Below are 23,257 nucleotides of genomic sequence, written 5' to 3' on the forward strand. Positions count from 1 at the left end.
ACCCTTTGTTTTCCCTCGGGGCTCCGCCCCGCCCCCCATTGCTTGCCCTCGGGGCTGCGCCCCGCACCCGCGATGATGTATCGCCTGGTCATTCCGTCGACGGTCGCGGTTCCTTCGGGTCCGAGTCCGGCGGTTACCACCGTGTCGCCGATCGCGACCTCGGCGTGGTCGCGAGTGCCTCGGACCCGGACATCGACGATCTCGCCGCCGGCTTCGAGGCGATATCGCGTCCAGGCCCGCTCCCCCAGCCGCCAGCCATCCGCGACCTCCCATGGATCGCCGCTCTCATCCCCTTCGGGATGGAAGTTCAACGCGGCCACCGCCAGCACGAATACCGAAATATCCGAAATTTCGGCGCTTGTGAGCAGCTCGTCGAGGTGCCGCTCCACCAAACCCGTGTCCAGGCGTCCCGCGACCACTTCGGGATGCGCCAGCAAAGCCCGCAAGAACGCGATATTGGTGGGCACCCCCAGAATGACCGTCTCGCCAAGCGCATCCCCCAAAGCCCGAAGCGCACCCTCACGCTCCGGCGCCCAGGCGATCACCTTCGACAACATCGGGTCGTAATCGCTCCCGACAACGACCCCTTCAGCCAGCCCGGAATCCACCCGAACACGGGTAGGTGTCCGCGACGCAGGTCCCAGCGAGGAAGGGACGCCCCGCCCGGGTTCCTGCGGCACCCGCCCACCCGAGGCAAGAAGTTCTTGACCCGCTTCTCGCAGTTGCCCGCTCGACGCAAGGGCGTCTTGACCCGCTCCTTCAGGTTGCCCGCCCAACGCAAGAACGTCTCGCCCGGCTTCTCCAGGTTGCCCGCCCGACGCAAGGACGTCTCGCCCGGCTTCCCGCAGTTGCCCGCCCAAGGCAAGGAGCTCCTGCCTGGATTCTCTCGGCACTCCTCCCAGAGGAACGAATCCCGCAGGCTCGCGCAGCGCCAGAACGGTCCCGCCTGTTGGCAGGAATCCGCGCCGGGGATCCTCCGCGTACACCCGCCCCTCGACCGCGTGCCCGACAAGCCGGACATCATCTTGCTCGAACCCCAGCGGCTCCCCCGCCGCCACCCGCAGCTGGCGCTCCACCAGGTCGAGTGGCTCCCCGGCGACCCGGCACACGAGTTCGGTGACCGGATGTTCCACCTGGAGCCGCGTGTTCATTTCCATGAAGAAGAACTCGCCGGGCCCTTCGCCGCCGGGGACGATGAACTCCACAGTTCCGGCCCCGGCATACCCGACCGACCGGGCCGCTTCCACGGCCGCCGAGCCCATACGCTCGCGGGTCGCCGCGTCCACGAACGGCGACGGCGCCTCTTCGATGATCTTCTGGTGTCGCCGTTGCAGGCTGCATTCCCGCTCGCCCAGATGCACCACGTTCCCGAACCCATCCGCGAGCACCTGGATCTCGATATGCCGGGGATTGGCGACAAATCGCTCGATCAGCAGCGTGCCATCGCCGAACGCCGCAAGCGCGGTCCGCCGCGCCGACTCGATCGCCTCCGGCAGTTCGGCGGCCGACCGGACGAGCAGCATGCCCTTCCCGCCGCCCCCGGCCGAGGGCTTGATCAGCGCAGGGAACTCCGCCCACCCGGACAGGTCGCCGGTCGCTCCGGGCACCACCGGCACCCCGGCCTTGGCCACCGTCTCCTTTGCCCGGATCTTGTCGCCCATCGCCTCGATGGCCTCCGGCGGCGGCCCGACGAAGACCACCCCCATTTCCGCACAAGCCCTGGCGAAACCGGCGTTCTCCGCCAGGAACCCGTAGCCGGGATGGATCGCCTGCGCCCCGGACCGGCGGGCCGCGTCCAGGATGCCGTCGATGTCGAGGTAGCCGCGCGGGAGCCGTACCGCGATGTCGGCGGCGCGGACGTGTGGTGCGCCGGAGTCGGCGTCGCTGTGAACGGCGACGGAGCGCACGCCGAGCGCACGCAGCGTCCGGATCACCCGGACTGCGATCTCGCCGCGGTTCGCGACCAGGACCGTGTCGAACATGAGGATCACATCCTGAAGACGCCGTAGGCGACGGGTTCGAGGGGGGCGTTCGCGGCGGCCCCGAGTGCCAGGCCGAGCACGGTCCTGGTGTCCACCGGATCGATCACGCCGTCGTCCCAGAGGCGGGCGGTTGAGTAGTAGGGATTGCCCTGCTCCTCATACTGCGCCCGGATCTCGGAGGGATCGGCGTTGCCGACCGTGGAGAGCACGTTGGCGGCCTGCTCGCCGCCCATGACGGAGATGCGGGCGTTCGGCCACATCCACAGGAATCTCGGCTGGTATGCCCGCCCGGCCATCGCGTAGTTCCCGGCCCCGAAGGACCCACCGATGATCACCGTGAACTTGGGCACCCGCGCGCACGCGACCGCGGTGACCATCTTCGCGCCGTGTTTGGCGATTCCGCCCGCCTCGTACGCCTTGCCGACCATGAACCCGCTGATGTTCTGCAGGAACAGCAGTGGCGTGCCGCGCTGGTCGCACAGCTCGATGAAGTGCGCGCCCTTCAGCGCCGACTCGCTGAACAGGATGCCGTTGTTGGCGATGATCCCCACCGGGTGGCCGTGGATTCTGGCGAAACCGGTCACCAACGTCGGACCGTACTCCGATTTGAATTCGAGGAAGCGGCTGCCGTCGGCGATTCTGGCGATGACCTCGCGCACGTCGTAGGGGGTGCGGGTGTCGCCGGGGATGATGCCGTAGAGGTCGTGCGGCGAGTGCCGGGGGGATTCGGTGGGTTCGACCGTCCACGGGCGTTGTGCCGGGGGGCCGAGGGTGGCGACGATGTCGCGGACGATGCGCAGGGCATGGGCGTCGTCCTCGGCCAGGTGGTCGGTGACGCCGCTGACGCGGGCGTGCACGTCGCCGCCGCCCAGTTCCTCGGCGGTGACCGTCTCGCCGGTGGCCGCCTTGACCAGGGGCGGGCCGCCGAGGAAGATCGTGCCCTGGTTCCGGACGATCACGGCTTCGTCGCTCATGGCGGGCACGTAGGCGCCGCCCGCCGTGCAGGAGCCGAGGACGGCGGCGATCTGCGGGATGCCGCGCGCGGACATGGTCGCCTGGTTGTAGAAGATCCGCCCGAAATGCTCGCGGTCGGGGAAGACCTCGTCCTGGCGGGGCAGGAACGCGCCGCCGGAATCGACCAGGTAGACGCAGGGCAGGCGGTTGTGCAGGGCGACTTCCTGGGCCCGCAGGTGCTTCTTGACGGTGATCGGGTAGTAGGTCCCGCCCTTCACCGTGGCGTCGTTGGCGACCACGACGACCTCGCGGCCCGCGACCCGGCCCACTCCGGTGATGATCCCCGCCGCGGGGGCCTCGTCACCGTACAGCCCGGTGGCGGCGAGTGCGGAGAGCTCCAGGAAGCGGGACCCGGGGTCGAGCAGGCTGTCCACCCTGTCGCGGGGCAGCAGTTTGCCGCGCTCGACATGCCGGGCGCGGGACCGCTCGGGGCCGCCGCGTGCCGCGATCTCCAGGCGTTCCCGCAGCTCGGCGGCGAGCCGCTCGTTGGCTTCCGCATTCCGCTTGTACGCCTCCGCGTTCTGATCACAGGTGCTCGCCAGCACCGGCCAGGTATTCACGCGCCACCTCCCTGTTAATTGAGACTAACATTGCCTCATGGCAGTCCCTACCCGCAATCGGCGCGTCGAGATTCTTGAGGCGGCGGCGGCCCTGTTCGCGGAGCGCGGCTTCCACGGCGTGTCGATCGAGGACATCGGCACGGCCGTCGGCGTCACAGGACCGGCCCTCTACCGCCACTTCCGTGGCAAGGAGGCGCTGCTCAGCGAGATCCTGCTCGACATCAGCGCCCGCCTGCACGACCAGGGCGCCGCCACCGCCGCGCTCCCCCCGCAGGACGCGCTGAACGCCCTGCTCACCGGCCACATCGAGTTCGCGCTCGGCCATCCCGCCCTGATCCGCGTGCACGAGCGCGAGCTGCACAACGTGCCGGAGACCGCCCGCCGCCAGATCCGCCGCCTGCAGCGACTCTACGTGGAGGAATGGGTGAGCGTGCTGCGCGACCTGCACCCGGCGGTGGCGCCGGTCCGGCTGCGCTCGGCCACCCACGCCGTGTTCGGGCTGATCAACTCGACCCCGCACAGCGCGGGCGAGCTGCCCGCCGACGAGATGGCCGAGCTATTGCACCGGATGGCCCAGGCCGCCCTCGCGGTTAGCGGTGACTAACCTCAGGACAACATCTTCCTGGCCGCCTGCTCGATCTCGTGCTCGGTCAGCAGCACGTGGTCGGCGGCGGCGCCCAGCGGGATGAAGCTGTCCTGCGAGGTCACCCGCGCGATCGGCCCCGAGAACCCGTTGTCCACCAGGGCCGCGACGATCCCCTCCGAGACGCCGCCGGTCCTGCGGGTCTCGTCCGCGATCAGCACCTTGCCGGTCAGTTCGGCGGCCCTGAGCAGGTCGTCGATCGGCAGCGGGTTGAGCCAGCGCAGGTCGAGCACCCGGCAGCTCTTCTCGTCCTTGGTCAGCTTGACCGCCGCGCGCAGGCTCATCCGCACGCCGTTGCCGAAGGTGACGATGGTGAGGTCACGCCCGTCGCCGTACGAGCGGGCCCGGCCGATCGGCACGTGCGTCTCCGCCCAGCGCGCGGGCGGCGCGTACTTCGCCAGCCACCCGTCGTCGCCCTCCTCGAACAGATCCTTGGTGTGATAGAGCGCGATCGGCTCGATGAAGACGCAGACGCTGCCGTCGGTCCTGGCCGCGGCCAGGCAGGTGCGCAGCATGGCGGCGGCGTCGTCCGGCCGGGCCGGGGAGGCGACGACGAGGCCCGGGATGTCGCGCAGCGCGGCCACCGAGTTCTCGTTGTGGAAATGCCCGCCGAAACCCTTCTGGTACGCGTAACCGGGCACCCGTACGACCAGCGGATTCTGGTAAGCGCCCTGGGAGAAGAACCGCAGCGAGGACGCCTCGCCCCTGATCTGGTCGAGCGCGTTGTGCAGGTACGCCAGGTACTGGATCTCCGGCACCGGCAGCAGCCCGGAAACCCCGGAACCGAGCGCCAGGCCGAGGATGGCCTGCTCGTCCAGGAGGGTGTCGAAGACCCGGGAGACGCCGAACTGGCGGAGCAGGCCGCGGGTCACGCCGTAAACGCCGCCTTTGCGGGCCACGTCCTCGCCGAACAGCAGCACGCCGGGGTCGAGGGCCATCGCGTCGGCCAGGGTGCGGTTGATGGCCTGCGCGAGGGTGAGGCGGTCCTCGTCCTCGGGCAGCGTCCGGAAGGCCTGCTCCCGCGCCGGGGCGACCCGGGCCACGTCGGCCGCGACGGCGGCGGGGTGGCGGGGCGCAAGCGGTTCCATCACCTGGTGGGCGGATTCCAGCCGGGGGCGCCGGGTGCATTCCAGGGCGAGTTTCAGCACGTGGTCGCGTTCTGCCTCGTACCGGGCGAGTAGCCCTTCGGGGGTTTCCAGTCCGGCTTCGACCAGCAGCCTGGCGGTGGTGACCAGCGGGTCGAGCGCCAGGTCGACAGCGATCTCCCGGCGGGTCCGGTAGGCCATCTCCACGTCGGATCCGGCGTGGCCCATCAGCCGTACGGTCCTGATCCGCAGGAAGGCGGGCGACCGGCCGGCCCGGACGTGGTCGGCGGCGCGGCGGGCGGTGTCGTACACGTCGGGCAGGTCGCAGCCGTCCGCCTCGAAGTACGGCAGCAGCGGGTGGTGCCCGGCCTCGACCCAGCCCGGCGGGGTGCGCACGCTGATGCCCAGGCCGTTGTCCTCGCAGACGAACAGCAGCGGCAGCTTCAGGCCGCGGAACTCGCCGTACGCCGCGGTGTTGAAACCGGTCAGCGCGCTGGCGTGGTTGACGGTGGCGTCGCCGAAGCTGCACACCGCGATGGCGTCGCCCGGCCAGCGGCCCGGCACGCCGAGCAGTTTGGCCCGCTCGATCGCGAAGGCGACGCCGACCGCGCGCGGCAGGTGGCTGGCGATGGTCGAGGTCTGCGGGATGATCGCCAGGCCGGGATGGCCGAAGACCTTGTGCCGCCCGCCCGCGATCGGCTCCTCCGCCGCCGCCGCGAGCCCGAGCAGCACATCCCGCAGGCCCTCCTCGGCGAGCCGCCCGGTCTGCGCCGAACGCTCCAGATAGAACGCGCCGGAGCGGTAGTGCAGCAGGGCGGGATCGGTGGGTTGGAGGGCCGCCGCCACGGCCGCGTTGCCCTCGTGCCCGGACGAGCCGATCGTGTAGTGGCCCTCGCCCTGGGCGCGCAGCCACCGGGCGGCGATGTCAAGGAGCCGGCTGCCGAGCTGGATCCCGAAGAGTTCCCTGCACCGGGTCCCCGTCAGGGTGGTTCCGTGCCGCACCGGCAGGCTCGGATCCCTCGGGGTGCCCGGCTGGAGAGCACCGACGGCCTCGGCGAAATGCGTCTCAACAGTGTCCCGCGCCACAAGCCCGATTATGTCGCCACGACGCGGGCTCCGCGACAAGCCTTGCTCACTCTGTTCATGTCTTGTTGCAGAGCGCGTTCGGTTCAACAGGAGTTAATGACAGCTTGTAAAGAGATCCAACCACTCGCCCCTTAAAACCGTCTACTAGTAAGGAACATGACGTGGCACCCTCAAACGCCGCGTTCAACAGCACCGGGGAGTAGAAAGGACCCGCATGTTGAAACGCATCAGCGCCGTGGTCATCGCGGCCGCTATGGGAGCGGCGACCTTGGTCGCCAGCCCTGCGGCCCACGCCACGAGCGTGGCAAAACCGATCATCAAGGACATCTCCATCAGTCCGAGCCCTGTGGTGGTCACCAGCAGCACCGAAGTCAGCGCGACCTTCAGCTTCGGCACCGAGTTCGCGGATCCCACCAAGGTCACGGCGTCCCTCCAGGCGCCAGGTGGGGCGACGACGTCGCTCACTCTCACGGCGTCCGACAACAGCACCAAGTGGAGCGGCGGCGCGAAGTTCGCCCGCCAGTCCGCTGAAGGCGACTGGAAGCTTCAGATCACCGCTGCCAGCGGTAACGAGTCGACCAGCGAATCCCGTGGATTCAAGGTCGTCCAGGTCTGGGAGACCGACATCCGCGGCTTCGGGGCCTCCCCCGAGCCGATCGCGGCCGGTCAGTACCTGACCGTCCAGGGCGCGCTGGTCGCCAACAGCACCACCGGCTGGAAGGGCCTGCCGGGTCAGGGCGTCTGGATCACCTTCAAGGAGGAGGGCAGCTCCTCCTACAAGCGGATCGCCTGGGACCGCACCGACCACCGGGGCGGGTTCTCCGACCGGATCAAGGTCTTCAAGTCGGGCTGGTGGCGCGCCGAGTTCGAAGGCGTGAGCAACCAGTTCCACCCGAGCACCAGTGACAGTGACCAGGTCGACGTCCGGCACAAGCCCCGCCCGCCGGCGCCCAAGCCCGACCTCGACAGCCGCATCATCAAGTTCAACGCCTCACCCGAACCGGTGAAGTACGGCAAGTACGTCTACCTGCGTGGCGCGCTGCAGGTCAAGGACGGCTGGAGCTGGGACGGATACGACGCCAAGGTGTCGGTCTGGTTCAAGACCAAGCACGGTTCCTGGAAGTACGTGAAGACGACCTGGAGCAACGGCTCCGGGAAGTTCTACACCAAGACCAAGGCCACCAAGTCCGGCTACTGGAAGGTCGTCTTCAGCGGCGACCGCGACGTTGACCCGTCGTCCAGCGCGCGGGACTGGGTGCGTGTGAAGCGCTAACCCTGTTCAACGGACAGCCCGGGGCCTATGCCCCGGGCTGTTCCTATTCGGCCCGCTTGAACTGCGCGATCGCGACCCCCAGCAGGACGACCGCGAGCGCGGCGACGATCCCCAGTTCGAGCCCGATCGGCAGCCGCCACCCGAACCACACGATCCCCGGATTGAGCGCCGCGTCCACCTGCGGCGAGACGGTCAGATACCCGAACACGGCGTGCCGCATCGGGTCCACCGCGTAGGTCAGCGGGTTCACCGTGGTCAGCACGTGCAGCCAGGACGGCAGGTTGGCCAGCGGGAACATCGCCCCCGACAGGAAGACCATCGGCATGATGGCCATCTGCATCACGCCGAAGAACGACTGCATCGACTTCATCCTGGCCGCCAGCAGCGTCCCGAACGCGGTGATCACGAACGCCGCGAGGAACATCTCGCCGAGCAGGGTGAGCAGCAGCCCAGGCGCGTACGGCACGCCGACCACACCGGCCAAGGCCAGGATGATCACGCCCTGCAAGGTGGCCACGATCGCCCCGCCCAGGCACTTGCCGAGCACGATCGCGCCCCGGCTGACCGGGGCGACCAGCATCTCGCGGAGGAAGCCGAACTCGCGGTCCCACACGATCGAGGCCGCGGAGAACATGCCGGTCGTGATGACGGTCATCGCGATCATGCCGGGGAACATGAACGTGCGGAAGTCGATGCCGGGGATCGAGTTCCGCACCAGCGAACCGAGTCCCGTGCCCAGCACGAACAGCCAGAGCACGGGCTGGACCAGCGAGGACACCATCCGGGTCCGGTCGTTGACGAACCGGAGCATCTCCCGGTGCAGCACGACCCGCACCGCGCGCACATCATGCGAGGCGCCGCCACGCGGCAGCGCCACGCGAACCACATCGGTCACGGTCATCGGCGGGCCATCACTTTCATCCACTGGTTCTTGCTGCCCTCGGACTCGGCGTCTCTGATCGTCGAGCCGGTGTATTCCATGAACACGTCGTCGAGGGACGGGCGGGAGACGCTCACCGACCGGATCGGGAGGCCGAGTTCGGCGAACAGGCGCGGCACGAAGGACTCGCCACCGGTCACGCCGAAGGTGACCTGGCCCTCCCTGACCTGGGCTTCCAGGCCGAACTGGTCGCGGAGGGCGCGGATGGCGGCCTGGTCGTCGCCGGTCTGGATCTGCACGCGGTCCTTGCCGATGCTGGCCTTGAGCGCTTCCGGGGAGTCGATGACGACGATCTCACCGTGGTCGATGATCGCGATCCGGTCGCAGTATTCGGCTTCTTCCATGTAGTGCGTCGTCATGAAGATGGTGATGTCCTCGGTGCGGCGCAGTTTGTTGATATATCCCCAGATGGCGGCGCGGGTTTGGGGGTCGAGGCCGACGGTGGGCTCGTCCAGGAACAGCACGCGCGGGGAGTGCAGCAGCCCTCTGGCGATCTCCAGGCGGCGCTTCATGCCGCCGGAGAAGGTCATGACCTTGCTGTCCTTGCGGTCCCAGAGGGCGACCATCTCCATGACCTGGCGGAGGCGGTCGTCGACCACGTTTCTGGGGACGCCGTAGAGTTCGGCGTGGAAACGCAGGTTCTGTTCCGCGGTCAGGTAGCCGTCGAGGGTCGGGTCCTGGAAGACCAGGCCGATGTTGCGGCGGACCTCGTCGCGCTGGGAGACGATGTCGTGCCCCGCGACCGTGGCCGTCCCGCCGGTCGGCGTCACCAGCGTGCAGAGCATGCTGATCGTGGTCGTCTTCCCGGCGCCGTTGGGCCCGAGGAACCCGAACACCTCACCGGGCGCGACCTCGAAGTCGACGCCCTTGACGGCCTCGACCTTCCCGTAGATCTTCTGCAGCCCTCGGACCGCCACGGCGGGATCCGCTTTCTGCAGCCCTCCGGCCAGCCCTCGGACCATCTCCGCCGGATCCGGCTCCTGAAGTCCTTCGGTCTCCGCTGCTGGATTCATCGCCGTCCCTCTCCTTCGTCCTCCGAGTCATCGTCGGCGAGGATCCTGAAGATCTCCCGCCGGGTGTTCTTGAGCAGTTTCTTCGTCTGCGCGACCTGCCCATCCGAGGCCACCTGGGTGAGATGCACGAACGCCTCCCCCAGCTGCCCCCACAGCAGCCTCAGCTCATGCCGGTCCTCCGGCATGCTCCGCGCCACCTCGTCCCACGGCTCCGCCCCCGACCACTCATCGGCCCGCCGCCGACCTTCGTCGGTCAGCCGATAGGTACGGCTACCGCCGGACTCCTCCGCCCTGACCAGCCCTTCGTCTTCGAGCTGCTGCAACGCCGGATACACGGAACCCGGGCTGGGACGCCAGATCCCGCTGCTGCGGCGGGCGATCTCTTCGATCATCTGGTAGCCGTTGCGGGGTTCCTCGTGGAGGAGGCGCAGGAGCGCTTGCCGTACATCGCCTCGCCGGACCCTCGGCCCCTGAAGGGGGACCCCGCGCGCCGGCGGGCGCGTGGCATCGAACGGACCCACCCCGCCATGGGGAGGAAAGGGAGGAGGAGGGGGCGGGAAGGGAGGCCCGCCCACCCACATCAGATTGTCTTCCATGGCACCACCCAACTATCGAGATACGTGAACGATATATCTAGATAGTTGGCGGAGCAATGGGATTTTGGGCGTTTTGTTGCTGATCACCAGGAGGGATGCCCCTGGCCGACGCGCGGGAGCGACAGCCAGCCTCCACCCAGGCCCGGCCGTATCAGCCTGCGGCTATTACCTCGATCTCGACGAGCCAGTCGCTGACAAGCGTTTCAGCGACGATCGCCGTGGTCGGGACGAGGCGGTTGCCCAGGGCGGCCACGCGAGCCCTTGCGTTCGCCTCGGCGTAAGAGGCATCGCGCAGGTAGCTGGTGACCCGCACGATGTTGTCGACGGTCATGTCGGCGGAGGCGAGGATGGCTCGAAGGTTCGACCAGATGAGTTCGAGCTGCTCCGCGAGCGTTTTTCCGGGTACGCCCGCGGGATCCAGCCCCATCGTGCCGGCGACGAATAACAGACGCTCGGCGTTACGCACCTCGATCGCGTGCGCGTAGTCACCGGTGGCGGCGTAGACGCCCTCGGTCGGGGTGTGCGTCACGGTCTCCATGGGAATTCCTTCTTGATCGTTCGTCAGACAAGGGAGCGGCCCCGGCGGGATCATGAAGATCACTACCGAGGCTGCGAGGACGAGTCTGCTGCACGAACAGAACCGTGTCGACGCACTTAATCAGGACTGCCTGACCGCCGCGTTGTTCGAGCTCACCGGCGTACGACCTGGCACGTCATGGCCGGACGGCCACCACCCGGAAGCTGACACCGCGGGCCATCCGGGAGACCGACTCGAGCTGGAAACCGGCCTGCTCCAGGAACGGCCGGGGATCGCGGGTGAGGTAGTCGGCTGCGAACCGGACGAACAGCGGTTCCACCAGTCGCATCCCAGCCCGGATGATCAGGTTGCTGGACGGCCCGTGTTCGGCCAGCACGAAGCGCCCGCCCGGCTTGAGCACCCGGTAGGCCTCGCGCGCCGCGGCCGCCGGGTCCGGGATGGTGCACATCGTGAACGTGGACAGCACGGTGTCCGCGATGCCGTCGGGCAACTCCAGGTGCTGCACATCGCCCTGCCGCAGCTCCACCCGCTCGCCAAGGCCGAGATGCGCCACCCGCCGCCGCGCCAGTTCCAGCATGGGCTCGGACAGCTCGATCCCGACCACCGTGACGTCGGGGCCGTACAGCGGCAGGTTGAGCCCGGTGCCGAGCGCGATCTCCACAACGTGGCCGCGCGCCTCCCCGACGGCCCACTCCCGGCTCCCCGGGAACAGGCGCCGTTCCCAGGCCTGCATCTGGTCGTCATACCGATCCGCGATCCGGTCGAATACCCGGCGCACGTCGGCACCCGTGGTAGTACGCATCGAGCGACCTCTCTGGAACGGGTACTCCGCGAATCATTTCACGATATGAGACGGGGAAAATCGCCCTTAAGGACCAGCTCGAATCGCCCTTAAGGACCATGGGAAGCGGCTCGTTCACAACCAGTCGCGGCGTTTGAAGACGAGGTAGAGGGTTGCGCAGACGACGCCCATAAGGACGACGGCCAGGGGGTAGCCGAAGGTCCAGTGGAGTTCGGGCATGTTGTCGAAGTTCATGCCGTAGATGGTGCCGACCAGGGTGGGGGCGAAGAGGATGGCGGCCCAGGCGGAGATCTTCTTGACCTCGTTGCCCTGGGCGATGCTGGCGGCGGTGAGTTTGGTCATTTCCTCGTTCTGGGCCTGGCTGACCAGGGTGGAGTTGACGATGAGAATGTCCTGGAGCATCTGGCGGAAGCCGGCTACGCGTTCGGTGACGACGATGGCGTGATCGGCGACGTCGCGGAGGTAACTCTGGAGTTCCTCGTCGGCGCCGTACTTCGGGGAGCCGGCGATGAAGCCGTCCAGCATGGCGATGAGGGGGGTGGTGGCGCGCTGGAACTCGATGACCTCGCGGGAGAGGGCATAGATGCGGCGGGGCGCGGCGGGGTCGCCGCCGAAGACCTGGACTTCGATTTCGTCGATGTCGTTCTGGAGTCCGGCGACGACGGGGGCGTAGCCGTCGACCACGGCGTCCAGGATCGCGTACAGGACGGCTTGGGGGCCCTGGCGGAGGAGGTCGGGGTCGGCTTCCATGCGGCGGCGGACCACGGCCAGGTCGGGGGCTTCGCTGTGCCGTACGGTGATGACGAAGTCGGGGCCGAGGAAGACGTGCAACTCGCCGAAGGCCACTTTTTCGGGTTGGTCCAGGTATTGAGCGGCCCGGAGGACGACGAAGAGGGTTGTGCCGTATCTATCGGCTTTGGGGCGTTGGTGGGCGACGATGGCGTCTTCGATGGCGAGGTCGTGGAGGGAGAACTCCTCGGCGACCTTGATGAGTTCGTCGTCTTCTGGGCGGTAGAGCCCGATCCAGGCCATCGATCCGGGCCGATCGCGGAGGCAGTCGATCGCGCCGCCGAGGGAGAGCGGGGAGTCGACACGCTGGCCGTTCACGTAGATGGCGTTGTCGATCACGCTCTGTTTGATCGACTGATCGTCCACGCGACGGGGGTCCATCGAGTGCTCGGGCGCGAGTTCCCGCTTCATCCAGGATCGCAAACGAAGTCTTGCCACACGCTGACGTTATCCCCGAAATGATGACGTATACCGATGGTGTTCGGCATACGGGACAATGATCGCCAATGAAGTTTCGCTTTCCTGGAGGTGGCCGCGCTGGAGGCGTTATGGAACCAGCTGATCGCGACGCAGGCCGCGCCCCCGTTGTGGCTGATCGGGGTGTCTGGGCTGGTGGCGCTGGTCGTCGTGGGATATCGGCCGTCCTGGCATCTGTCGCGGGGTCTGATCACGATCGCGCATGAGGGTGGGCACGCGCTGGCCGCTGTGCTGACGCGGCGGAAACTGCGCGGCATTCGCCTGCATTCGGACACGTCCGGGGTGACGCTGACCCGAGGCAACCCAACCGGTCCAGGAATGATGATCACGGCGGCGGCGGGGTACGTGGCGCCCTCGCTGGTGGGGGTGGGGGCGGCTTGGCTGACGTCGGCCGGATATGTGACGTTGCTGCTTTGGGGTGTTCTGGCGCTTCTCGCGTGCATGCTTCTGTTGATCCGCAATGCGTTCGGGGTTGTCTCCCTGCTGGTGGTGGGCGGGGCGGTGTTCGCGGTGTCATGGTTCGCTCCGGCTGATGTGCAGGGCGTCATCGCGTATGGAGCGGCCTGGTTTCTGATGCTTGGTGGGGTACGGCCGATCCTTGAACTCCAGGGGAAGCGACGGCGCGGCCGGGCGCCGGATTCGGACGCGGATCAGCTGGCACGGCTGACGCGGATTCCCGGAGGGTTCTGGGTGCTGGTGTTCTTTGTGATCGCGCTGGCGGCGCTTGGGTATGGGGGGTATCTGCTGGTTCGGTCGGAGATTGCGCTGCCGTTGGCATTCCTGAGCTAGGGAGCGAAGACACGCGTCCGATCCGGAATTCGACGGAACGCAGCGGCGGAACTCCGGTGCTGTTCGTGGGCAGCTACCACAAGGAGCCCGCCTGCGACGTCATCCTGTCCGCCCTCGGCGGCGGGGCGTACCGCTGACTGCGCTTGTCCTGGAGCCCGGCGCGCCGCCCGGGGCGCGCTCCCGGTGGCCGCCGTTCCCTGGCCGTCGGCATTCCCAGACGGTTGGCGCTCGCCGGCCGTCCGCGTTCCTAGGTTAGGAAGGTTTGGACGTCGGAAATTTCGTCGTTGAGGGGGACTTGTTCGGCGAAGAAGGTGGGCGTGATCTGTTTTTGGCGGATCGTCCATGTGCCGGTGACTGTGGCGTTCACGATGATCGTCGGTCGGATGATTCCGCCGCCGGGATGGATCTCTCGGACGTGGGACAACATTCCTTCGCGGTTGCGCCAGCCGAGGAGGTATTCGTCGAAGGCGGGCAGCAGCCGTACCAGATCGGCGGGTGGGTGGGGTTGTGGTTGTTTCTCGGGTGATCGCGCGAGTTTCCAGGCGCGGCGGGCGTCGCCCAAGGAGACGCCTGACCAGGCGGCGAGGTCTTCGGGAGCTGCGGGGCTGTGGGCGTGGAGATATCGTTTCGCCAGCTCGGTGAGTGCTTTGTCACGGTCAGGTTCGAAGGCGAGAGGAGCGCCCAGCCAGTCGGCGGTGTGGACATATGTGGCTTTGCCATCACGGTTGGGGCCGAGCACGAGGAGCCCTTTTTCGGCGGCGAGGGCGGCCAGATGAATGACCGTTTGGCCTTGGGCTGAGGTGTTCAACCGGGCGGCGAGTTCCGCCTTGGTCAGCGGGCCTTGGTCACGCATCGCCCGGTCCACACGATTGACGAGTTGTTCCGGGGTCTGTCCCTCGACGCCGAGCTGGCGGAGTCTGCGCATCGCGTTCTGGACTCCTGGGCGTACCAGGGAGAGCAGCCAGGGCAGGTCGTCCGCGGCGATCAGGTGGAGCGTGCCCCGAGGCCCCCAGGCGCGAACGATCTCCGCTTCGGCCAGCGCGCTCTCCACGTCCGTCCGGTGGAACCCCGTCCCCCGCGCGCGCAGCGCCAGCGCCGCCGCGCGCGCGTCCTGTGCCTGTACGGCGAGCAGGTGCCGTACGATCCCGGCCGGGGTGCCAGGTGGGCGGTGCAGCAGCTGGGACACCGCCCGCGCAGGCCACAGATCGTTCATGGGGATTCCTCAGAAGGTCGGCTTGCCGGAGAACTGTCGGCGGCGTGTCCTACGGTAGGGCGCGTGCTTGAGGAGAACGTGCCGGAGACGCTGGATGCCGCGCTGACCGATGAGGCGGTGCTCGTCACTTATCGGAGGATGTTCGCGGCGCTGGCTCGCGATAGCGGGGCCGTGGTCGACGATCCGGAGCTGGTGGACATCGCCGAGACGTTGTTCGCCGCGTTCGCGGAGGCCGGGGAGGAGTGGCTGACGCATGAGCAGATGCGGCATGCCTGCCGTGCCTATCCGGCCGATCAGTTCGAGAATCGGCTGCGGGTGCTGCGCGGGCTGGGCGCGGTTCGCGAGGTGTTCCCCAAACCGAACCAGCTCCGATATCGGGCGTCGTTCACCTCGGTCGTCGGGTTGATGTTCATCCGGCGGATGATGGACGACGGCGGGCAGAGCGAGATGCATCGCCTGCTGGCGTTGGAGGATCTCAACGTCGCCGATCCGCGGACCACGATGGAGCAGGCCAGGCAATCGGCGTACAACCTGGCCAGGGCGTTCCGGTTGTGGGCGCTGGAGCTGATCACGCTCAGCACGGGGACGATCGAGGAGTTGCGGGAGCAGGCGCCCAAACTGTGGGGCACCGAGGAGATCGCCCGCCGGGCGCAGAGCCTGCACGGCACGATTCTCGGCCGCTGGCCCGCCCTGGACCGGACGTGCACCGACCTGCGTACGGCGATCTACGCCTACAGCGACGCCTCCCGCCGCGCCGCCGGACGATTGGCCGATTCCGCCGGAACCACCAGGAACCTCACCCTTCTCCCCGCCGAAACCTGGCGCACCTTCGCCCAGACCGCGACCAGGGAACGCCTCGCCGCCGTTCTCGACGGTTTCGCCTTCGACGCCGCCGCCCCCTGGCACGATCCCGCCGCGATCGCCCAGGCCGTCGACGAAGCCCCTCGCCCGGCCCCGATCCGGCCGACTCCGCCCAGGTCCCCTCTTCCCGACCCGGGTCCCGAGAATTCGTACGCTCCGGTCATCACCGGCCTCGACCGTCTGACCACCGTCGCCGAAGCCGCCCTTGCCGGCCGGTCCGAAGTCCCCCTGAGTGAGATTCTCACCGACCGCTGGCCCGCGATCCGCCGGCTCCTGGCCGACCTCACGGCCGCCGACCTTCGTTCCGAACTGCCGTACCGGTTGCGCTGGTCCGACACCCTGACCTCGCATCCGGCGGGTCACCCCAGCTGGCTCTCCCACGGCACCTTCGAAAGGCACCCAACCGATGCCTGAGCCCGAGCCACAGACCCACGCATCGCGGGACGACTTCGAAGCCACCCGACCTAGACCTGATCGTCCGCTACGGATCCACGAAATACAGAGCACCTTGGAAGGCGCCCAACCAGTACTTGGTTATCAGCCATCGCAGACCTCGACAACGCGGAGCACAGGTCAATCACCGATCCACGCATCGCGGGACGCATTGGAAGGTTCCCGGCCTGTATCGGAACGGCAGCCGCAGGCGCACGCTCGGGCGCGGATGAATGGGGTTCTCCCCCTGAGTCCGGCTGAGAGCGTTCCTGCGGGGTTTGTCCGGCTCGCGCAGGGTCTCGCGCAGGGTGAGGCCGCGCTGGCTCTCGCCCAATGGCCGGATGGCGCTACGCCGTCGGTGCTGGATGAATACCAGCTTCCCGCGTTTCCCGTCGAGCGTTCGGGCGAGACCCGTCGCATGCTCGCGGCCTGTCTCCGGGTGTGCTGGACCGACCTTGGCAGCGATCCCTGGCCTGGCGCTGCCGTTCCCGTGGCCTCCGTGCTCACCTGCTACCGGGCGCTGACGGGCCGCCCCGACGATTCCACCCGAAGCTGGGCGATCGGCGCCCTCCGCCGCCTCAACGACACCGCCTGGATCACCCTCACATCCGGCTTGGACGACATCGCCACACGCGGCGGGCGAGCCCGGCTTGGTGATCTGACGAAGGCGTATGTCCGGCTTGGTCCCCGCTGCGCGACCTGGCCCGCCGATTCGCATGCCCAGCTCCGCGAGCTGATGCGAAGAATGCCGGTTCCCCCGCCGAACGAGGACACCGGATCCAAGCAGCTGCCGGTGAGCGGTTACCGGGACGAAGGGGCCGCCGATCTGGAAGATCTCCTAGCCCCGTATGACGAGCGCCGCCGGGCGGAGCTGGTGGCGGCGTTCATGGTCGTCGAGCAGGTCGCGGAACCGGTGCACGAGGCACGGTTCGCCGCCCTGCGCGACCCGGCCCTGCGCCGCACCCTCGCCGACATGCTGTCCCGCCGTGGCCGAACGCTGATCCAGCGCCGCGACACCTGGATCTCCGGCTACCAGGACGGCATCGCATCCGGCGACGGGCAACTCTCCGAGGGCGAGCGCGCGGTCCTGACCCTGGTGCTGATCCATTCCGTGGCGATCCCCCGCTCTGAGGGCCTGCTGTCCGAGGACACCTGGCTTTCGCCGTATCCCGTGCCAGTCGAGGAACTGCGCAAACGAACCCTTCTCCCGATCGGCGAACTGGAGGCCGCCCTCAGAACACTCCGCCACGCCGGACTCCTCACCCAGATCAAGAGCGCCGACGAAATCTCCGGCGGCTACGTTCCCGGCCCTCAGTTCCACCGCCTCACCCAAACCGCCCGGGCCCGCCTCCAGGAGGAACTCATCCTCGCCGCCGGCCCGCACACCCCCCTGGCCATCGCCATCCGCTCCCGCCGAGCCACCACCACAAGGGGACAAGCGTGACGCAACCCTCGCCAGCTCCCTCCGACTTCACCCCCGCGGAGAGCGAACCCACCCATCCACCGACACGGCCGACCACAAAGAAGGCCAGCACAACCGCCAACCACACCCCTGCCGAGGACGAAATCACCCAACCGCCAGCACAGCCAGCCACAAAGAAGACCGCCACGACCGCGCATGATCCATCCGCCAAGGGCACTGGCCCTGGGGTGCGTCCGGTGAACAGGGGGGCGGGAGCCGTACCAACCCTGCCCGAGACGGCCGCAGCCATGCGGACGGCGACCGACGTGACTGCGGCGGTCCTCACGCCCACGGTGACGGAGAATGTGGTCGGGGATCGGGTGTTGGTGGCTGTGCAGGCGATCAATATTTCGCGGTTGTCGACGCATCCGGTGCCGACAGTGCCGGGGACGTTGATCGTGGTGGCGGGGGCCGGGCCCAAGGACTCCAATGGGGCGGGGAAATCGTCGTTCATCGCGGCGATCACGGCGTTGCTCGGGGATGAGCAGTGGCGGTTCGCGTCGGGGGCGAAGGCCGTGTCCGAATTGCTGTTCAACGCCGAGTTGGCGGCGCAGGGCGATCAGCAGTGGGCGAGCGCCGATCACGGATACATCATCGGTGTCTTCGACGTGCCCTCGGCGGGGTTGCCGATCACGGTCTGGGTGCGGGTGAATCAGGAGGCGCCGCATCTTGAAGTGCGGTGGGCGGAGGGCGTGCGCCTGTCCAGGGCGGCGTCCGAGGCCGATCGGGTCAGCAGAGCCGATGAGCTGTGGGCGGAGCTGCCGAAGAGCGCGGGGCGCCGGGACGTGGTCGCTCGTGACCTCACCCGGGTGCTTTATGGGGATCGCGTGAGGTGTGTCTCGTTCCTGTCGACGTCCGTCCGGAGCAAGGTCGCCACGAACCTGCTCTCGCAACCGCTGAATGAGATCTCGCCCGAGCGCATCTTCGAAGCGATCGCCGCGCTGACCGGCCTGGACGGGGAGCTCGACCAGGAACGCGAAGCCCGGCGCGACGAGCACGCCAAACGTGTCCGCGCCGCCCAAGCCGAGGAGCGCCTGCGGGAATTCGAGCGAGACTCGGCCGCTCTGCTCGGCACGTTCGACCGGCGTGACCAGGCCAGAGCCCGGCTGGCCGAGGCACTGCGCTGCTGGCGGGGCAGGATCGCCCGCCGATTCGTCGACGCCGCGGACCGCGACCAGGAACTCAAGACCGACCTCACCGCCCACGAGGACGCCGCCGACACCACCTCCGAGGCGATCGCGGCGGTCAAGACCGAGATCAGCGGATTGAAGGACGACTCGCTCGACCGAGCTCTGGCCGCCGCCCGCCGCGAACTCGCCACCATCCAGGTTCGCGCCAACAAACTGGAGACCGAACGCGCCGTCATCCAGAACACCGCCGACGAACTCCGCGCGCGAATCCCCGCACTTGAGGATCTTCAGCGCCAATCCGACGGCCTTGACGTCCCCACGGCGAACACCGAACTCGCCGACGCCCGGCATCGCCTCAACGAGGCGCTCAAAGCCCAGGGCGTGGCCGACCGTGAAGCCCAAACCGCGGAAACCGCCCTCCAAGAGGCGGAGAACGGCCCCGCCTCCGCCCAGCTCAGAGCCCTGTCCGCAGCGGGCCTGCCCGCCGCCAGCCTCCTGGACGCCCTCGACGTCGCCGAACACGCCCACGACACCCTGCCCACCCCCGGCGGATGGCCCCACGACCTCGCCGTGATCGTCGACTCGGGACACATGCGGGCGGCGGCACAAGCATTGGCGGATCTGCCCGGCTCTGTCCTGGTCAGTCCTGCCGGAGTGACCGTGATCGGGGCTTTCGAAGACGCCGTGACCGGCCGTGACGCACGTATCAAAGCCGCCGAACAACGCCTGACCCGGGCACGGGACACCCAGCAACGAGCACTCCACGCCGTACGCCAAGCCGAAGAGGGAGTGGCCGCCGCGAAACGCCGCGTAGAAGGCGCCGAGGCCACCATCCGACTCGCCGAAATCCACCGGCGACTGACAGACCAGCGCGACCAACTCGGCATCCTGCAAGCGGCCATCACCGAACTGACCCCCACCCTGGACACCGCAGAACAGGAAGTGAGCACCCTCGACTTCCGCGCCAGAACCCGCAACATGGAGATCGAACGCCTCGACGCCCGCCGCCAGCGCCTGGAATCCGAACGCGACCAGGCCAGACTCCGAGCCACCGAGATAGCGACGGAACGCCACGCCCTCGACCTCCCAGCCCTGTCCCAAGAATGGGCAAGCAACTGGCCCCCTCCCCCAACGCCTCAGCCGAGAACGGCAACAGGCTCCACGCCCCGCACCCCAGAATCGGCCCGTACTCCAGAAACGGCCCGTACCCCAGAAAAGAACGGCACGCCGGGTGAGCGGGTGGGCCAACCACTGTCTGGCGACCTACCCAGCGGCGCTGCCGACGGCCAAGAGGCGGCCCGTGCCCCAGGGACGGACGGCATTTCGATGGCCGCCCGCACCTCGGAGAGCGGCGGCACCCCGGAAACGGCGCCGACCCCGAAGGCGGCCCGCATCCCGGAAACGGACGGCATTTCGAAGGCGGCTCGCATCTCGGAGAGCGGCGGCACCCCGGAAACGGCGCGGACCCCGAAGGCGGCTCGCACATCAGGGGCGAGCGGCAGGCCGGAGATGGTCCGCGAACTGGAGGCGGCCCGGGACTGGCTGACCGCCGCCGACCCCTTGACCGCCGACGAATGGTGGCGCACTGCCGAACGGCACCTTGACGCCGCTCTGCGGGCCACATTCGCCGAAACCGATGAGACTCCCGAAGAGCTCGACTTTCTTATCAAAGAGCGCCGCAGCGGACGCTCTGCTCAGGAACTGGCGACCTTCCCCGCCCTCTGTGCTTCCCTCGCCTCTTACCTTCGCGGCCAGGAAGAATACGAACGCCACCAGCGCCGCCAAATCGAATCTCAGGTGACGTCACGCCGCCGCGACCTATCCGCCGCCACCAAAGGCGCCGAAGAAGCCGCCCAATCGACTGCCGTCCACCGTGCCGCCCTGACCGAAGCCATCAGAACAAGACTCGCCCGAGTGGCTGAAGAATTCGGAAAACTGGACACCGGTTACGGCGGCTACGGTGCCACCCTCGACTTCCCCGTCCCCACCGCCCCCGCAGACCCGGAACAACGCTGGTCCTGGCGAGTGATCCCCAAATGGCGCCGCGGCGAAGGCCAAAGCTACGTCCCCTACAACCGCCGCGCCAACACCGCCCTCATGGACGAGAAAGCGGTCAAACTAGTCTGCGCCGCCGCCATCGCCTCCTCCGGCGGCACCCACCTGACCCTCGTCCTCGACGAACTAGGCCGCAACCTGGGCAAAGAACACCGCCGAGAAGCCGTCTCCCTGTTCCGCCGAATAGGCGAAACCCACGGCATCACCGTAATCGGCGCCCTCCAGGACGACATGGAACCCTACGCCATTGACGCCTGCGGCCAGTACATCAAACTCCGACGCTCCTCCGACACGACCCCCTACAACGACCCCCCAATCATCATCGCCCACGACCGCCACCCCGAACGAGTCCACACCCTCAGCCCCTGGATAACTCGCTGAGTTACCTGAATCGGTCTTGGAATCCGTGGGAACGGGGGCAAGAAGCAGCCTCCGGAAAGGAGCGTTCTTGGCGGGTGGATCAATTCTCAAATGCTTTCAGGCCCGGGATTCACGCTGAATCCCGGGCCCGCTCCAGGATGCCGTCACGGGTTCAGGCGGATGTAGCCCGTTGCCGTCAGGCGGCCACCATGATCCCGGATCCTCGTGTCCCAGTTCGGCTCGCCGGGACGTGCACCCACTACCAGCCCTTCATGCGCCAGGAGGGGGGCTACAAGTTTGTACTCGATTGCAGCGGCCCGACGACCCGATCGTCGTACCGCCTCCGCCATGAGGAGTGCTTGAAGGGGACCATGAGTCACCAGCCCTGCGTACCCCTCGACGTCGCGGGCGTAGTCGCGGTCGTAGTGGATGCGGTGGGCGTTGTACGTCAGCGCTGAGAATCGGAAGAGCAGCGTCGGATCGGTCTCGACCTCCCACTCCTCCCACTCCTTACGCTCCGGCGGCTGCGGTACGAACGCACGGGCTGCAGATTCGGACCCGGGGCCGGGGCGAGCGGCGTCACGGTATACGACGTCCTGCTCCTCCACCACCGCGACATCCTCTGCTTGGGTGATCGTGTGTCTGACCGTCACGAAGGTCAGACGCCCCGATCGCCCCTCCTTGTCGGCGACCGAGGTGATCTCCGACCTGCGGGTGGCCTCTCGGTCCAGCATCAAGGGGCGCAGCCGGGTCACCCGGCCGCCCGCCCACATTCGGCGGCGACCTGGCTCCGGCGGTGTGGGGATCACCCCCCGGACCGGATGGCCGTCCGCCCCTAGATCTGCCTGGTGCGGACACTCGAGGAGGTAGAGCCAGTGCCATAGCAATGGCAGGCCGTCTCGCTCCAGGTTCGGAGGCGCAACGTCGAGCAGCCGGGCCAGGGCGACGGCCGGCGCGGGCCGCAGGATCTCCGTCCGCACAATCACGTGGGAGTCGCTCATCGACCTACCACATCACGAGGTGCCAGAAACTCGGCGCGGAGCAGGTCATTGTGCTCGCCGAGCCGGGGCACGGCACCCATCGGCGCCTCCTGCCCGACGATCGACGCCAGCGGCAGCAGAGCTTGGAACGAGCCGCCTGAGGTCGTCACCGTCCGCCACCGCTCTCGCGCGAGCAGCTGCGGATGGCTCAATAGGTCCGCGGGCGTGCGCATCCGGGCGCAGGCGATCCCCGCAGCGTCGAGGCGGGCGACGACCTCGTCAACGCCGAGACGGCTGAAGGCTGCCTCGATCAACGGCCGGATCGCGGCGTCGTTCGCCACCCGCTCAGGGTTGTGCGCGAAACGTGGGTCCTCGACCAGGTTCGAACGATCCAGCACCTCACGACAGAGGCGTTCCCACTCCCGGTCGTTCTGGACGCTGAGGAAGACCAGCGCGCCGTCACCTGCGGCGTACGGCCCGTACGGCGCGATCGAAGCATGCCTGGCACCGGTACGGCGAGTCGCTTGTCCGCCGTACCCCGAGTAGTACGCCGGCTGCAGCATCCACTCGCCGAGCGCGTCGATCATGGCCACCTCGATCGTGGCCCCTGCGCCCTGAGTGGCACGTTGCAGGAGCGCGGTCAAGATACCGGAGTAGGCGTACATACCCGTGGCGATGTCGGCGATAGAGATCCCGACCTTGCTTGGCTCCTCGCTGGTGCCCGTCGCCATCACCAGACCGGCCTCGCACTGCACGAGAAGGTCGTAGGCCTTCCGCGCGCCGTCCGGCCCTCCGGTCCCGTACCCGGAGATCGAACAGTGGATGAGCTCCGGTCGTCGCTCGCGGAGGGTCACCGCGTCCAGTCCCAGCCGCTCGACGGCTCCGGGGGTCAGGTTCTGCACGAGGACGTCGACCCGGTCGATGATCGCGTCCAGCACCGCACGATCGGCGGTGGACTTGATGTCGAGTTCGATCGACTCCTTGCCTCGATTGAGCCACACGAAGTAGCTGGACTCACCGTGCACCGTGCGGTCGTAGTCACGAGCGAAGTCCCCGGCTCCGGGGCGCTCGACCTTGATGACCCGTGCGCCGAGGTCGGCCAGTTGGCGCGTCGCGAACGGCGCCGCGACCGCCTGCTCGAGCGCCACGACCGTCACGCCGGAAAGGGGAAGCATCT

Annotated in this window: 18 protein-coding genes; 6 read left to right on the top strand and 12 right to left on the bottom strand. The window is 68.1% G+C overall.

The annotated features are described in order from the left end of the window. The coding region (locus Amac_RS56915) for an ATP-binding protein (RefSeq protein ID WP_281356413.1) at positions 1–1,982 on the bottom strand (1,982 nt) is incomplete at its 3' end. 5 nt (positions 1,983–1,987) lie between these two features. After that, a complete protein-coding gene (locus Amac_RS47100) occupies positions 1,988–3,556 on the bottom strand; it encodes a carboxyl transferase domain-containing protein (protein WP_155360966.1) in 1,569 nt (522 codons plus the stop codon). Positions 3,557–3,593: 37 nt separating this feature from the next. On the opposite strand from Amac_RS47100, the gene Amac_RS47105 reads away from it, so the two are divergent. Next, positions 3,594–4,160 carry an SACE_7040 family transcriptional regulator gene (locus tag Amac_RS47105; protein ID WP_155360967.1) on the top strand — a complete coding sequence of 189 codons (567 nt, stop codon included), beginning with the start codon at positions 3,594–3,596 and terminating at the stop codon, positions 4,158–4,160. Between the two features lie 2 nt (positions 4,161–4,162). Here the strand turns inward: Amac_RS47105 and Amac_RS47110 are convergent, their stop codons facing one another. After that, on the bottom strand, positions 4,163–6,370 hold the full coding sequence (locus Amac_RS47110; RefSeq protein ID WP_155360968.1) for a thiamine pyrophosphate-dependent enzyme: 2,208 nt from the start codon (positions 6,368–6,370) through the stop codon (positions 4,163–4,165). Positions 6,371–6,584: 214 nt separating this feature from the next. Here Amac_RS47110 and Amac_RS47115 point away from each other — a divergent pair, with 214 nt between their 5' ends. Continuing rightward, positions 6,585–7,643: a hypothetical protein gene (locus Amac_RS47115; protein WP_155360969.1), complete on the top strand. Its 1,059-nt coding sequence runs from the start codon at positions 6,585–6,587 to the stop codon at positions 7,641–7,643. 43 nt (positions 7,644–7,686) lie between these two features. On the opposite strand, the gene Amac_RS47120 is transcribed toward Amac_RS47115, so the two are convergent. The 6 genes from Amac_RS47120 to Amac_RS47145 all read right to left on the bottom strand — a co-directional run bounded on the left by Amac_RS47120 (position 7,687) and on the right by Amac_RS47145 (position 12,759). Continuing rightward, positions 7,687–8,544 carry an ABC transporter permease gene (locus Amac_RS47120; RefSeq protein WP_155360970.1) on the bottom strand — a complete coding sequence of 286 codons (858 nt, stop codon included), beginning with the start codon at positions 8,542–8,544 and terminating at the stop codon, positions 7,687–7,689. Then, positions 8,541–9,545 (bottom strand): ATP-binding cassette domain-containing protein, encoded by a 1,005-nt coding sequence (locus Amac_RS47125; RefSeq protein ID WP_155360997.1) that lies wholly within the window; start codon positions 9,543–9,545, stop codon positions 8,541–8,543. The genes Amac_RS47120 and Amac_RS47125 overlap by 4 nt, the downstream gene beginning before the upstream one ends. 47 nt (positions 9,546–9,592) lie before the next feature. After that, positions 9,593–10,117 (bottom strand): PadR family transcriptional regulator, encoded by a 525-nt coding sequence (locus Amac_RS47130; protein ID WP_170323014.1) that lies wholly within the window; start codon positions 10,115–10,117, stop codon positions 9,593–9,595. Between the two features lie 226 nt (positions 10,118–10,343). Beyond that, positions 10,344–10,730, bottom strand: a complete 387-nt coding sequence (locus Amac_RS47135) for a RidA family protein (RefSeq protein ID WP_155360972.1) — start codon at positions 10,728–10,730, stop codon at positions 10,344–10,346. A gap of 175 nt (positions 10,731–10,905) precedes the next feature. Then, positions 10,906–11,532, bottom strand: coding sequence for a class I SAM-dependent methyltransferase (locus Amac_RS47140; protein ID WP_155360973.1), 627 nt, complete (start codon positions 11,530–11,532; stop codon positions 10,906–10,908). A 114-nt stretch (positions 11,533–11,646) separates the two neighbouring features. After that, positions 11,647–12,759, bottom strand: coding sequence for a magnesium and cobalt transport protein CorA (locus Amac_RS47145; protein WP_246269148.1), 1,113 nt, complete (start codon positions 12,757–12,759; stop codon positions 11,647–11,649). 99 nt (positions 12,760–12,858) lie between these two features. On the opposite strand from Amac_RS47145, the gene Amac_RS47150 reads away from it, so the two are divergent. Further along, the gene (locus Amac_RS47150) at positions 12,859–13,587 is read left to right on the top strand and encodes a M50 family metallopeptidase (protein ID WP_218041712.1); all 729 of its coding nucleotides are present in this window, start codon (positions 12,859–12,861) and stop codon (positions 13,585–13,587) included. A gap of 247 nt (positions 13,588–13,834) precedes the next feature. Here Amac_RS47150 and Amac_RS47155 read toward each other — a convergent pair whose 3' ends face one another. Next, positions 13,835–14,800 carry a winged helix DNA-binding domain-containing protein gene (locus Amac_RS47155; protein WP_155360975.1) on the bottom strand — a complete coding sequence of 322 codons (966 nt, stop codon included), beginning with the start codon at positions 14,798–14,800 and terminating at the stop codon, positions 13,835–13,837. 63 nt (positions 14,801–14,863) lie between these two features. Between Amac_RS47155 and Amac_RS47160 the strand changes: the two genes are divergently transcribed. The 3 genes from Amac_RS47160 to Amac_RS56925 all read left to right on the top strand — a co-directional run bounded on the left by Amac_RS47160 (position 14,864) and on the right by Amac_RS56925 (position 21,121). Further along, positions 14,864–16,075, top strand: coding sequence for a hypothetical protein (locus Amac_RS47160; RefSeq protein ID WP_246269149.1), 1,212 nt, complete (start codon positions 14,864–14,866; stop codon positions 16,073–16,075). Between the two features lie 247 nt (positions 16,076–16,322). After that, a complete protein-coding gene (locus tag Amac_RS56920; protein WP_246269150.1) occupies positions 16,323–17,537 on the top strand; it encodes a hypothetical protein in 1,215 nt (404 codons plus the stop codon). 215 nt (positions 17,538–17,752) lie between these two features. Beyond that, positions 17,753–21,121: a coiled-coil domain-containing protein gene (locus Amac_RS56925; protein WP_246269151.1), complete on the top strand. Its 3,369-nt coding sequence runs from the start codon at positions 17,753–17,755 to the stop codon at positions 21,119–21,121. Between the two features lie 143 nt (positions 21,122–21,264). Here the strand turns inward: Amac_RS56925 and Amac_RS47180 are convergent, their stop codons facing one another. Further along, on the bottom strand, positions 21,265–22,101 hold the full coding sequence (locus Amac_RS47180) for an HTD2 family dehydratase (RefSeq protein ID WP_155360976.1): 837 nt from the start codon (positions 22,099–22,101) through the stop codon (positions 21,265–21,267). Then, complete coding sequence (locus Amac_RS47185; RefSeq protein WP_155360977.1) at positions 22,098–23,255, bottom strand: CaiB/BaiF CoA transferase family protein; 1,158 nt, start codon at positions 23,253–23,255, stop codon at positions 22,098–22,100. Before Amac_RS47185 ends, Amac_RS47180 begins: the two co-directional genes overlap by 4 nt. Positions 23,256–23,257: the final 2 nt, after the last annotated feature.

The sequence above is a fragment of the Acrocarpospora macrocephala genome, from assembly GCF_009687865.1.
GTDB classification, from domain to species: Bacteria; Actinomycetota; Actinomycetes; order Streptosporangiales; family Streptosporangiaceae; genus Acrocarpospora; species Acrocarpospora macrocephala.

Coding starts and splice junctions, on each gene's coding strand:
- Amac_RS47105 (WP_155360967.1), top strand. CDS start 3,594: ATGGCAGTCCCTACCCGCAATCGGCGCGTCGAGATTCTTGAGGCGGCG.
- Amac_RS47115 (WP_155360969.1), top strand. CDS start 6,585: ATGTTGAAACGCATCAGCGCCGTGGTCATCGCGGCCGCTATGGGAGCG.
- Amac_RS47120 (WP_155360970.1), bottom strand. CDS start 8,544: ATGACCGTGACCGATGTGGTTCGCGTGGCGCTGCCGCGTGGCGGCGCC.
- Amac_RS47125 (WP_155360997.1), bottom strand. CDS start 9,545: ATGGTCCGAGGGCTGGCCGGAGGGCTGCAGAAAGCGGATCCCGCCGTG.
- Amac_RS47135 (WP_155360972.1), bottom strand. CDS start 10,730: ATGGAGACCGTGACGCACACCCCGACCGAGGGCGTCTACGCCGCCACC.
- Amac_RS47140 (WP_155360973.1), bottom strand. CDS start 11,532: ATGCGTACTACCACGGGTGCCGACGTGCGCCGGGTATTCGACCGGATC.
- Amac_RS47155 (WP_155360975.1), bottom strand. CDS start 14,800: ATGAACGATCTGTGGCCTGCGCGGGCGGTGTCCCAGCTGCTGCACCGC.
- Amac_RS56920 (WP_246269150.1), top strand. CDS start 16,323: ATGAATGGGGTTCTCCCCCTGAGTCCGGCTGAGAGCGTTCCTGCGGGG.
- Amac_RS47180 (WP_155360976.1), bottom strand. CDS start 22,101: ATGAGCGACTCCCACGTGATTGTGCGGACGGAGATCCTGCGGCCCGCG.
- Amac_RS47185 (WP_155360977.1), bottom strand. CDS start 23,255: ATGCTTCCCCTTTCCGGCGTGACGGTCGTGGCGCTCGAGCAGGCGGTC.